This window comes from Methylibium sp. T29-B, from assembly GCF_000576225.1.
Classification (GTDB): domain Bacteria; phylum Pseudomonadota; class Gammaproteobacteria; order Burkholderiales; family Burkholderiaceae_C; genus Methylibium; species Methylibium petroleiphilum.
Genome location: NZ_AZSN01000031.1, coordinates 23,644 through 35,775, shown reverse-complemented (window position 1 = coordinate 35,775; position 12,132 = coordinate 23,644). Strand labels below are relative to the sequence as shown.

The window sequence follows — 12,132 nt, the reverse complement described above, 5'->3', positions numbered from 1 at the left end:
GCGTGAGCCCGCCGGTCAGCACCACCGCGCCGGCCGGCACGGCCAGCCCGCGCTCGGCCAGGAATCCAGCCAGCCAGGCCAGCGCGAGCAACGGGTCGCCCATCGCGTCGGCACCGCGGCCGCGATCCACCGTCTGCCCATCGATCCGCAGCTCGACCTCGACGGCGCCGAGGTCGAAGCCCTCCTGCCAGGGGAGGGCCGGGCCCGTCACGAAACCGGCGCTGGAGCTGTTGTCGGCGATGTTGTCGACGAGCGTGAAGCGGTAATCCGGATAGCGTGTGTCCACCACCTCCAGCGCCGGCATCACCGCATCGAGGTGCCGGGAGACGCTCGCCCGGTCATGCCCCGCGCCGGCGAGTTCACGCCCCAGCCTCAGGGCGATCTCGGGCTCGACGCGCGGATGGATCAGGCGCCCGCGGTCGATCGTGTGGCCGTCGACGCCGAGGCGGTGTGCTTCGGTCAGCACGCCGAAGTTCGGCTGGTCGATGTTCATCTGGGCGCGCATCGCCGCACTCGTGTAGCCGAGCTTGAAGCCGACGGCCGGCATGCCGCGGCGGCGCAACGTCGCGGCCTGTATCGCGTACGCGTCGCTCACGTCGAGTTCGGGGTGGGACGAGCTCAACAGCGCCGTCGGCGTACAGGCGACCTCGGCCGCCCAGAGTCGTGCAGAACAATCGTCGAGGAACTGATCCGAGGTTGGTGCAGAAGGGGTCATCGCCTTAGGGGCCTGTCGTGATGAAGGGTTCATGGCTCGGTTTGCGCAGGGTGACGAACTCTTCCGCCGAGGTCGGATGAACGCCGAGTGTCGTATCGAACACCCGCTTGGTCGCCCCGGCTCGCAAGGCGATGGCCATGCCCTGAATGATTTCGGCAGCGTCGGCTCCCACCATGTGGACACCGACGACACGGTCGCTGGCATGGTCCACCAGAAGCTTCGCGAAAGTTCGCTCGTTGCCTCCGGCGAGGGTCTGCTTGAGGGCGCGAAAACTGGACGTGTAGACCACCACGTCTTCATAACGGAGCCGCGCCTGCGCTTCGGTCAGTCCGACGGTCGCAATGGCCGGTAGGCTGAACACGGCGCTCGGGACCATTTCATAGTCCACCTGCGGACCTTCGTCGCCTAGGAGATGTCGGACCAATTGCATTCCTTCGGCCAGGGCAACGGGCGTCAATTGCGTGCGTCCGACCGCGTCGCCGATCGCATAGATCGAGGGCTCGTCAGTCTGCAGGTGTTCGTTGACGACGATGGCGCCATGGGCCTGCTGCCGGATGCGCGTGTTTTCCAGACCGAGCCCTGCAACATTGGGGAGTCGCCCTGTCGCGTAGAGGACGCAATCCGTCGATTCGCGACGGCCATCGCTGAACGTCACTAGCAAACTTCCGTCCGCCTGCTTTTCGATGGCGCTGATTTCGCAGCCGAAGTTCAAGAAGACGCCCCGCCTCATCATCTCCTCGGCTGCGACCCGGCGTATGTCCTCGTCAAAGCCGCGCAGGAACAACGCGCCGCGATACACGAGTCGAGTCTGTGCGCCGAGACCGGCGGCGATACTGGCGAGTTCAAGGGCAATATAGCCTCCCCCGACGATGACCGCCCGCTTCGGGAAATGTTCGAGCGAAAAAAAGTCATTGGAGGTGATCGCGTGTTCGCGTCCCGGCACGTTCGGCACGAACGGCCAGCCTCCGGTGGCAATCACCATTCGTTCGGTGCTCCAACTGCGCCCACCCACGTCGACCGTGTGTGCTCCCTTGATCGTCGCGTGCCCCTCGATCAACTGGCAACCGGAATCGACCAGCAGCGCGCGGTAGACACCGTTCAGACGTTCGATCTCGGCATCCTTGTTGTCGCGCAAGGTCGACCAATTGAACGCGGCTTCTGGCACGCGCCACCCGTAGCCGCGTGCCTGCTGGAACGCCTCGGTGAACTGTGCGGCATAGACGAAGAGCTTCTTCGGGATGCAGCCGACGTTCACGCAGGTCCCCCCAGACGCGACACCTCGGCAATTGCGACGCGCAGCCCCCGTTCGCTCGCCATGCGCGCCGTCCGCACGCCACCAGAGCCGGCCCCGATGACGAACAGGTCGAAATCGTAGGACTTCACGCAATCGCGCCCGAGCCGTCGAACGAGGCCAGGTGCGTGCGGATCGTCCGCCAGGCCGATTCCCCCTTGGTCAGCAGGTCGACCTGGACTTCGGGTGCGAAATCGCGCGTCACGGAACCTTCATAGGATTCGCGCTCGCGGCAGCGCGAAAACCAATCGGCCACGCGCGGGCAATCGTCGTACATCGCGGTCCAGCCGAACTGCAGGACGGTCTGGAAGTAGGGCGCCAGGCACACGTCGGCGAGGCTGAAGACGTCACCAACCATCCAGTGGTGCTGGGCGAGCGCCGCTTCCATATCGAGGATCGTCCGGCGGTAGACATGGACGGCGTCGACGACATCCGGAGCCTCGAGTCCGAACTTGACCAGGCGTCTCTGCCGTTCGCGGCGTGGCTTTTCGGGGATCCGCGCCAGCAGTGCCTCACGCTCCTCCTCGCCTTTCTCCATCAATGCCGGCCGCATCACCAGCGGCCACTGCAAGGCGCCGCAGGACGGGTGCAGCTTGTTGTCCACATGCTTCATCCACAGGCGCATGTTCGCCAGCGCGTAAGCCGAGCTGGGTTTGAGGCGGATAACGGGATACGCGTCGTCCAGATACTCGCAGATCACGCTCGATTCAATCACCGGGCGACCGTCGTGGACCAGGGTGGGCACGACGCCCAATGGATTGAGTTTCAGGTACTCCGGTCGCAGGTTTTCCTTCTGCGAAAGATCGACATGGTGCTTGATCCACTCCAGCTTCTTTTCGGCCAGGACGATGCGAACTTTCTGGGCACAGGGTGACATCGGGTGCGTGTACAGCTCGAGCATGGAAACTCCCGTGGCGATTGCGGTGGTCAGGTGACTGGTCGCTGAAATCGACGATTCGCAAGGCTATCTTCCCGGCCGCCTGGTGATAATCATCACAAGTGGAAAATGTTCTGTGAATAGGGTTCACAAATCAGGAGGTGATTTGGACAAGTGGACCGAAATGCAGGTATTCGTGGAGTCGGTCAAGCGCGGCAGCTTTTCCGCTGCGGGACGCCAGCTGAATCTGTCGCCATCGGCGATCAGCAAGCTGCTATCGCGTTTGGAATCCAGGCTGGGCGTGCGTCTGATCAACCGCACCACGCGCAGCCTCAGCCTGACCGAGGGAGGTGAGCGCTATTTCAAGCGATGCCTGGAGATCCTGACCGACATAGAGAGCGCCGAAGATTCGCTGACCAGCTTCGTGCGTGAGCCGACCGGAACCCTGCGCATCAACAGCACTCAGGGCTTCGCCAAGCACCAGCTGCTGGAGTTCATGGCTGAGTTTCAGGGGCGCTATCCGCGTTTGACGCTGGAACTCCAGATCACCGGGCAGGCGGTGGACCTGATCGACGAGGGCGTGGATCTGGCGATCCGACTGGGCGAGTTACGGGATACGAGCCTTGTCGGCCGCAAGCTGGGTGAGAGCCAGCGTCTGGTTTGTGCCAGCCCCCAGTATCTGAACGCCAGAGGACGACCGACCCGGCCATCGGATCTGTTGGATCACGATTGCCTTCGCCTGTCCACCAGCGATGTTTTCAATCAGTGGCATTTCAGCGGCGCCACGGGACCGGAGCTGGTCAATGTCCAGGGGCATTTCGTGACCGACAACGTCGATGTGCTGCATGAATACGCACGGCTGGGCGGAGGTATCGTCCGACTGTCCGCGTTCATGGTGGCCAAGGATATTGCGGCGGGACGCCTGGAGCCGCTGCTGACGAATTACCACATCGAAAAGCAGTTGATCTACGCGGTCTATCCTCACCGCAGGCACTTGCCGGCGAAGGTGAGGGTGCTGCTGGAGTACCTGACCGAGAAGTTTTCGCCGAAACCACCCTGGAGTTGATGGCGGCTGCCTCTCTCCCACGCCCGGCGTTGCCCGTCCGGACCATTCCGCGTTGTTCCCAAAAAAAGGGCCCGCCGAGGCGGGCCCTCGTTGATCCCGCGGGCGGGTTACTCGAGCTTCACCTCGACGCGCCGGGCCTCGGCCGCGTCGCCGGCATTGAGCTGTTCGGGCTTCTTCAGCTCGATCTTGTCCTCGGCCACGCCTGCCGCCTTCAGGGCATCGCGCACCGCGAGGGCACGCTGCTTGGCGAGCTCGACGTTCTTGTCCGGGTCCCCGGTGGCGTCGTGGTAGCCGCTGATCACGGCCTTCTTGCCCGCCGCGACGCCCTTTACCACGTCGGCCAGTGCCTCGGCCGCGCCACCCGCCAGGACGATGAGGCGCTGGCGAAGTAGAACTTCACCACGCCGTTCTCGACCTTGATGCTGGCGCCGTCGGCGGTGGGCGCCGGCGTGGCGGCACTGGCGCGGTGCTCTCGACCGCCGCCGCGGGGGCGGCCGGCGCATGCGCCCCCGCACCACCGCTGGCAGCCGGCAGCAGCGGCACGATCAGCAGCGCCACGATGTTGATGATCTTGATCAGCGGGTTGACAGCGGGGCCGGCCGTGTCCTTGTAGGGATCACCCACCGTATCGCCGGTGACGGCCGCCTTGTGGGCGTCGCTGCCCTTGCCGCCGAAGTGACCTTCCTCGATGTACTTCTTGGCGTTGTCCCAGGCGCCACCGCCGGTGCACATCGAGATCGCGACGAACAGGCCCGTGACGATGGTGCCCATTAGCAGGCCGCCGAGCGCCGCCGGGCCGAGCAGCAGGCCCACGACGATGGGCACCACCACCGGCAGCAGGCTGGGGATGATCATTTCCTTGATCGCCGCCGACGTCAGCATGTCGACCGCTGCGCTGTAGTCGGGCTTGCGCTTGCCGGCCATGATCTGGCCATCCTGGAACTGGCGCCGCACCTCGACCACCACGGAACCGGCGGCACGCCCCACGGCCTCCATCGCCATCGCACCGAACAGGTAGGGGATCAGGCCACCGATGAAGAGGCCGACGATCACCGACGGGTTGCTGAGGTCGAAGCTCACCAGCTTGCCGGCGGCCTCGAGTGTGTGGGTGTAGTCGGCGAACAGCACCAGCGCGGCGAGGCCGGCCGAGCCGATGGCGTAGCCTTGGTCACCGCCTTGGTCGTGTTGCCGACGGCGTCCAGCGGGTCGGTGATGTCGCGCACGCTCGACGGCAGCTCGGCCATCTCGGCGATGCCACCAGCGTTGTCGGTGATCGGACCGTAGGCGTCGAGCGCGACCACGATGCCGGCCAGGCTCAGCATCGAGGTGGCCGCCACCGCGATGCCGTACAGGCCACCGAGCTGGTAGGACGCCAGGATGGCACCGCAGACGAACACGACCGGCCAGGCCGTCGAGCGCATCGACACGCCCAGGCCGGCGATCACGTTGGTGCCGTGGCCGGTGGTCGAGGCCTGCGCCACGTGCTTCACCGGCGCGTAGTCGGTGCCGGTGTAGTACTCGGTGATCCACACCAGCAGGGCCGTCAGCACGAGGCCGATGACCGCCGCACCGAACAGGCGCCATTGGGTGCCGCTCTCGTAGATCGCGTTGTCAGGCATCACCCACTTGGTGATGAAGAAGAAGCCCACCAGCGAGATCACGCCCGCGACGATCAGGCCCTTGTAGAGCGCAGGCATCACGTTCTTCATGCCCGGCGTGGCCTTGACAGCGCTGCAGCCGATGATCGACGCGATGATCGAGAAGCCGCCCAGCGCCAGCGGGTAGAGTGCTGCCTGCATCGGCGCCGCGGTGACCATCAGCGCGCCCAGCACCATGGTCGCGATCAGCGTGACCGCGTAGGTCTCGAACAGATCGGCCGCCATGCCCGCGCAGTCACCGACGTTGTCGCCCACGTTGTCGGCGATCACCGCCGGGTTGCGCGGGTCGTCTTCCGGAATGCCGGCCTCGACCTTGCCCACCAGATCGGCGCCGACATCGGCGCCCTTGGTGAAGATGCCGCCGCCCAGTCTCGCGAAGATCGAGATCAGGCTGGAGCCGAACGCGAAGCCAAGCAGCGGCTTCAGTGCCGGTGCCAGGCCGCTGGTCGGTGTGAGCTGGCCGTTGCTGGTCAGGAACCAGAACACGATGCCCACGCCCAGCAGCCCGAGGCCGACCACCAGCATGCCGGTGATGGCGCCGCCCTTGAAGGCCACATCGAGCGCCTCCTTCATGCCGCGCGTGGCCGCCTGTGCGGTGCGCACGTTGGCCTTGACTGACACGTTCATGCCGATGAAGCCGCAGGCTCCCGACAACACCGCGCCGATCACGAAGGCCACCGCGGTCGGCAGTCCGATGAAGATGCCGATCAGCACGGTGAGGATGACGCCGACCAGGGCGATGGTGCGGTATTGCCGCGCGAGGTAGGCGGCCGCACCCTGCTGGATGGCCGCCGCGATCTCCTGCATGCGGGCGTTGCCCGCGTCCTGTTTGAGGATCCAGCTTCGCTGGACAAAACCGTAGACGACGGCCGCGAAACCGCAAAGCAGCGCAAAGGTGAGCGCCAGGGAACTGGACATGGAAAGAGTCTCCTTCCTCGTTAGAGGACCTCGGTGAAAGGGCTTGCACCGCGACTCTTCACTGTCGACACCACGCGTGTGGCATCCCGGTCGGGTTGCCGGCGCATGCTAAGGGAAGCCCCTCGAAGTCGCAATGGAATTGGCCCGTGCGGTTCGCCACGGTGGGGCCGGGCCGTGGTCAGGCCCGCGACAGGCCGCTGCTTAGAATTCGGGTTTCCCCGCGATTCCGGAGACAGGACCCATGAGTCTGGACAAAGTGACCCCCGGCGCCAAGGCGCCCGAACAGTTCAACGTGATCATCGAGATTCCGATGAACGCCGACCCGATCAAGTACGAGGTCGACAAGGAAAGCGGCGCCCTGTTTGTCGATCGCTTCATGACGACCGCGATGCACTACCCCTGCAACTACGGCTACGTGCCGCAGACGCTGTCCGACGACGGGGACCCGGTCGACGTGCTGGTGATCACGCCGTTCGCGCTGACCCCGGGCGTGGTGGTGACCTGCCGGGCCATCGGCGTGCTGAAGATGGAAGACGAGGCGGGCGGAGACGCCAAGGTGCTGGCCGTGCCCACCACCAAGATCCTGCCGATCTATGACCACTGGAAGAAGCCGGAGGACATCAACCAGATGCGCCTGAAGGCGATCCAGCACTTTTTCGAACACTACAAGGACCTCGAGGCCGGCAAGTGGGTCAAGGTTCAGGGCTGGGAAGGCCCCGAAAGCGCGCAGGCTGAAGTGCGCTCCGGCATGGAGAATTACCTCAAGGCCCAGGCGGCCTGACTGACGATCGGCTGGCGTCGCCAGCGCCGCGCTCGGGTATGCCCCCGAGGCGGCGAGGCCCCAAACCGGCTGGCTACACTGCGGGCCTCCATCACACCGCCTCGGTGGTTGCGAGGCCCGCAGCATGTTCTCGAAGTACTTGGTCGCCGGCGCGCTCGCGCTGGTCGTGATGCAGGTGTCGCCGGTTGTGGCGGCCGCCAGCAAGCCAATCCCACCTTCCGGCTCCGTCGCCTCACCAGCCTTGCCACGCGGGGTGACCGCAGTGACCCAGGTCGAGGGCATCACCGAGTACCGGCTGACCAATGGGCTGCAGGTGCTGCTGGTGCCCGATGCGTCCAAGCCCACGACGACGGTCAACCTGACCTACCACGTCGGTTCGCGCCACGAGAACTACGGCGAGACGGGCATGGCGCACCTGCTCGAACACCTGATGTTCAAGGGCACGCCGACCACCCGCAACGTCTGGGGCGAGTTCACCAAGCGCGGGCTGCGCGCCAACGGCAGCACCTGGTTCGATCGCACCAACTACTTCGCCAGCTTTGCGGCGAACGACGACAACCTGCGGTGGTTCCTGTCGTGGCACGCGGATGCCATGGTCCACAGCTTCATCGCGCGCAAGGATCTCGATTCCGAGATGACGGTGGTGCGCAACGAGATGGAGATGGGCGAGAACAACCCCGGCCGCATCCTGTACCAGAAGACGCTGGCCGCGATGTACGACTGGCACAACTACGGCAAGGACACGATCGGCGCGCGCAGTGATGTCGAGAACGTCGACATCGCGCGGTTGCAGGCCTTCTACCGTCAGTATTACCAGCCCGACAACGCCACGCTGGTCGTCAGCGGTCAGTTCGACACGGCCCGGGTGCTGGCCTGGGTGCAGCAGTACTTCGGCAAGATCCCGAAGCCTCGACGCGTGCTGCCCACGCTCTACACCATCGACGCGGCCCAGGACGGTGAGCGCGCCCTGACGCTGCGCCGCGTTGGCGGGGCGCCGCTGCTGTACGCCGGTTATCACGTGCCGGCTGCGCCGGATCCCGAGTTCGCCGCCATCGAACTGCTCGCGCTGGTGCTGGGCGATGCGCCTTCAGGGCGGCTGCACAAGCGACTGGTCGAGAAGCAACTGGCCGCAAGCGTGGGGGCGGAGCCGTTCGGCCTGCATGATCCCGGCGCGGCGCTGTTCGTGGCGCAGCTCGCGCCGGGGCAGGACGTCGAGCGTGCGCGCAGCGAGCTGATCGCGGTGCTGGAGTCGGTCGCGGCCGAGCCGGTCACGGCCGAGGAACTGGAGCGCGCGCGCGCCAAGTGGCTCAAGGGCTGGGACCTGGCGTTCACGAACCCGGAGACGGTGGGCGTTTCGCTGTCGGAGTCGGTCGCGCAGGGCGACTGGCGCCTGTTCTTCCTGATCCGCGACCGCGTCAAGGCGACCACGCTGGAGGACGTGCAGCGCGTCGCCGTCGAGCGGCTACTGCCGTCAAACCGCACGCTCGCGACCTATGTCCCCACTGACAAGCCGCAGCGCGCGCCGGCGCCGAAGGCTGTGGACGTGGCGGCGCAATTCAAGGACTTCAAGCCGCAGGCGGGCGCCACCGCGGTGGCCGCGTTCGACACCACCCCGGCCAACATCGACGCGCAGACGCAGCGTTTCGCGCTGGCCAGCGGCATGAAGGTCGCGCTGCTGCCCAAGCCGACCCGCGGCGGGGCGGTGAATGCGGTGCTCTCTCTGCACTTCGGCGACGAGAAAAGCCTGGCCGATCAGGGTGAGGTGCCTGCATTGACGGCCGCGATGCTCGACGAGGGCACGGCGAAGCTCTCGCGCCAGCAGATCCGCGACCGACTCGACGCGCTGCAGGCCGAGGTGGCCTTTTCCAGCGGCACCGGCAGCGTGAGCGCGACGATCGCCACCAAGCGCGAGAACCTGCCAGCCGTGATCGCGCTGGTCGGCGAACTGCTCCGCGAGCCTTCCTTCCCGCCTGCGGTGCTGGAGGAGCAGCGCAGTCAGGCGCTGACGGGCGTGGAGCAGCAGCGCAAGGAACCCGAGGCGGTGGTGGCCAACGCGATCGACCGCCATGTGAACCGGTACCCACGCAGCGACGTGCGCCATGCGAAGAGCTTCGACGAATTGGTGGCCGACATCCGCGCGGCCACGCCGGACCAGTTGCGTGCCTTCCATCGTCGCTTCTACGGCGCCTCGCATGCCGAGTTCGGCGCGAGCGGCGACCTCGATGTGCCGGCGGTGAGGCAGGCGCTCGAGGTGGCCTTCGGCGACTGGAAGAGCAGTGAACCCTACGCGCGGGTGTCCGATCCGCTGGCGCCGGTGGCACCGGCCCGCCTGGTGCTGCCGACGCCCGACAAGCAGAACGCCCACATGGCGGTGTTCCTGCCGGTGCCGTTGATGGACAGCGATCCGGACTACGCACCGCTCACGCTCGCCAACCACCTGCTGGGCGGCGGCGGCAGCTCGAGGCTGTGGGTGCGCATCCGCGAGAAGGAGGGCCTGTCCTACGGCGTCTACAGCTACCTGGCGTGGAACCAGGACGAGCGAAATTCGCCGTGGCAGGCGCAGGCCATCTTCGCGCCTCAGAACCGCCCCAAGGTCGAGGCGGCGTTCCGGGAAGAGGTGGCGCGTGCCCTGCAGGAAGGCTTCACTGCAACCGAGCTGCAGGAGGCGCAGCGGGGACTGATCAGTGCGCGCCGCCTGTCACGCGCGCAGGACGCGCGGCTGGCGGCCGGGCTGGCCAGCAACCTGCGGCTCGACCGAACCTTCGCGATCTCGCAGCAGGTCGACGACGCGATCGCCGCGGCGACCCTGGAGCAGGTGAACGCGGCGCTGCGCAAGTACATCCGGCCCGAGGCCTTCGTCTACGGCTTCGGCGGCGACTTCAAGGAGTAGTGTGGGCACCCGGCGCCGGGTTACTGGCGCTACCCGCCGAGCGGGTGTGCGGTCGGCTGGCGGCCCGGCGCTCGACCGCGCGTGGGACGCCCGTCTCATTCGGTCGTCGTTGGCAGCGGCGAGGGCGGCTTGATTTCTTCCATGCAGATCATCGAGCGCACGTTGGCGACGCCGGAGATCTGCATCAGTCGGTCGGTCAGGAACTGGCTGAGCGACTTCAGGTCGCGCGCCACCACCTTGAGCAGGTAGTCCGAGTCACCCGAGACGGTGTGGCATTCCAGGATCTGCGGGAAGTCGCGGATCGTCTGCTCGAACTCGCGCACATGCCCGAACTGCTCGGCGGCGATGTCCACGCTGACGTAGGCCATCACGCCCAGCCCCAGCGCCTCGCGATCGACGTGCGCCGCATAACCGCGGATCACGCCACGCTCCTCGAGCGACCTGACGCGCCGGAAGCACTGCGGCGCCGACAGGTGGACCGCCGCGGACAACTCGACGTTCGAGGCGCGGCCGCGGGCCTGAAGTTCGGCCAGCAAACGGCGGTCAAGCGTATCCAATGTGCTCATGTCCCGTTTTTCATACACGAAGCATGCGCCAAAAGATGAGAATGCACAACGAATTGAACGCACCTTGCGTTCGGCCATCTCTACAGTGAAGAGCTGGGGGAAGCGACCCCCGCGTTCAGGAGATCGCCATGACGATTCACCCCGGCTTCCCCTTGTCGGCCAGCCCCATCGCGCTGGAAGAGCATTTCGGTGCCGCGAACTACGCCCCCTTGCCGGTCGTGCTGACGCGCGGCGAGGGCGTCTACCTGTGGGGTCAGGATGGCCGGCGCTATCTCGACATGATGTCGGCCTATTCGGCCGTCAGCTTCGGTCACGGTCACCCGCGGCTGGTGGAGGCGCTGGTCGCGCAGGCTCGGCAACTGGCCGTGACCTCGCGCGCCTTCCACACCGACCGCCTCGGCCCCTTCCTCGAACGCCTGTGCCGCCTGACCGGCATGGACCGGGCGCTGCCGATGAACACCGGCGCCGAAGCCGTGGAGACGGCGCTGAAGGCGGCCCGCAAGTGGGGCTACACGGTCAAGGGCATCGCCGAGGGCCACGCGCAGATCATCGTCGCGGCCAACAACTTCGCCGGACGCACGACGACCATCGTGGGCTTCTCGAGCGAGGCTCAATACCGCAGCGGCTTCGGGCCGTTCGCGCCCGGCTTCGTGACCGTGCCCTACGGCGATGCGGCGGCACTGGAAGCGGCCATCACCGAGGACACCTGCGCCTTCCTGGTCGAGCCGGTGCAGGGTGAGGCCGGCATCGTCGCGCCGCCGGTCGGCTACCTGAAGGCGGTGCGCGAGATCTGCACGCGCCGCGGCATCCTGATGATCTGCGACGAGGTGCAGACCGGCCTGGGTCGCACCGGGCGGGTGCTCGCCTGTGACCACGAGGGCGTGCGTCCCGACGGCCTCACGCTGGGCAAGGCGCTGGGTGGCGGGCTCCTGCCGGTCAGCGCCTTCCTGGCGCGCGAGGAGGTGATGGCGGTATTCACGCCCGGCGACCACGGTTCCACCTTCGGCGGCAATCCGCTGGCGGCGGCCGTGGGCGACACGGCGTTGCAGGTGCTGGTGGAGGAGAAGCTGTCCGAGCGGGCGGCCGAGCAGGGCGCCGTGCTGCTCGAGCGTCTGCACGCGCTGCGGCATCCCGCGATCCGCGACGTCCGCGGCAAGGGGCTGCTGGTCGGCGTGGAGATCGATCCGGCTTCGCCTCGGCCCGCACCGTGTGCGAGGGACTGTTGCAGGAAGGCGTGCTGAGCAAGGACACCCATGGCACGGTGGTGCGCTTCGCGCCGCCGTTGGTGATCGGAGCACGCGAGATCGGTGACGCCGTGGCGGCGCTGGGACGTGCGCTCGAGCGTCTGGGCAAGGCGCCGTGAGGCCCGG

7 protein-coding genes and 3 pseudogenes are annotated in these 12,132 nt (G+C 66.6%); 4 read left to right on the top strand and 6 right to left on the bottom strand.

Translation table 11 applies throughout. From position 1 onward, the window contains the following. From Y694_RS07535 to Y694_RS07525, 3 genes and pseudogenes are all read right to left on the bottom strand, one after another. On the bottom strand, window positions 1–595 hold a 595-nt coding region (locus Y694_RS07535; RefSeq protein WP_051495635.1), incomplete at its 3' end, for a 2-keto-4-pentenoate hydratase. 124 nt (window positions 596–719) lie between these two features. Then, window positions 720–2,098: pseudogene (gene gorA / locus Y694_RS07530) on the bottom strand (glutathione-disulfide reductase). Beyond that, window positions 2,095–2,907, bottom strand: coding sequence for a glutathione S-transferase family protein (locus Y694_RS07525; RefSeq protein ID WP_036231301.1), 813 nt, complete (start codon window positions 2,905–2,907; stop codon window positions 2,095–2,097). The pseudogene gorA and the gene Y694_RS07525 overlap by 4 nt, the downstream one beginning before the upstream one ends. A gap of 142 nt (window positions 2,908–3,049) precedes the next feature. On the opposite strand from Y694_RS07525, the gene Y694_RS07520 reads away from it, so the two are divergent. Further along, window positions 3,050–3,949 (top strand): LysR family transcriptional regulator, encoded by a 900-nt coding sequence (locus tag Y694_RS07520; protein WP_036231299.1) that lies wholly within the window; start codon window positions 3,050–3,052, stop codon window positions 3,947–3,949. Window positions 3,950–4,056: 107 nt separating this feature from the next. On the opposite strand, the gene Y694_RS27060 is transcribed toward Y694_RS07520, so the two are convergent. Then, entirely contained in the window at window positions 4,057–4,284 is a 228-nt protein-coding gene (locus Y694_RS27060) for an OmpA family protein (RefSeq protein ID WP_409072468.1), read from the bottom strand. Between the two features lie 61 nt (window positions 4,285–4,345). After that, window positions 4,346–6,525, bottom strand: a pseudogene (locus Y694_RS07510) (sodium-translocating pyrophosphatase). A gap of 241 nt (window positions 6,526–6,766) precedes the next feature. Between Y694_RS07510 and ppa the strand changes: the two are divergent. Then, a complete protein-coding gene (ppa, locus tag Y694_RS07505) occupies window positions 6,767–7,306 on the top strand; it encodes an inorganic diphosphatase (protein WP_011829713.1) in 540 nt (179 codons plus the stop codon). Between the two features lie 124 nt (window positions 7,307–7,430). Continuing rightward, the gene (locus Y694_RS07500; RefSeq protein ID WP_081782200.1) at window positions 7,431–10,196 is read left to right on the top strand and encodes a pitrilysin family protein; all 2,766 of its coding nucleotides are present in this window, start codon (window positions 7,431–7,433) and stop codon (window positions 10,194–10,196) included. A 95-nt stretch (window positions 10,197–10,291) separates the two neighbouring features. Here the strand turns inward: Y694_RS07500 and Y694_RS07495 are convergent, their stop codons facing one another. Continuing rightward, complete coding sequence (locus tag Y694_RS07495) at window positions 10,292–10,762, bottom strand: Lrp/AsnC family transcriptional regulator (protein WP_036231296.1); 471 nt, start codon at window positions 10,760–10,762, stop codon at window positions 10,292–10,294. Window positions 10,763–10,890: 128 nt separating this feature from the next. On the opposite strand from Y694_RS07495, the pseudogene rocD reads away from it, so the two are divergent. Next, a pseudogene (rocD, locus tag Y694_RS07490) lies at window positions 10,891–12,125 on the top strand (ornithine--oxo-acid transaminase). Window positions 12,126–12,132 lie beyond the last annotated feature (7 nt).

Excerpts from the sequence above, each read along its gene's own strand:
- Y694_RS07495 (WP_036231296.1), bottom strand. The coding sequence starts at position 10,762 with ATGAGCACATTGGATACGCTTGACCGCCGTTTGCTGGCCGAACTTCAG.
- Y694_RS07525 (WP_036231301.1), bottom strand. The coding sequence starts at position 2,907 with ATGCTCGAGCTGTACACGCACCCGATGTCACCCTGTGCCCAGAAAGTT.
- ppa (WP_011829713.1), top strand. The coding sequence starts at position 6,767 with ATGAGTCTGGACAAAGTGACCCCCGGCGCCAAGGCGCCCGAACAGTTC.
- Y694_RS07500 (WP_081782200.1), top strand. The coding sequence starts at position 7,431 with ATGTTCTCGAAGTACTTGGTCGCCGGCGCGCTCGCGCTGGTCGTGATG.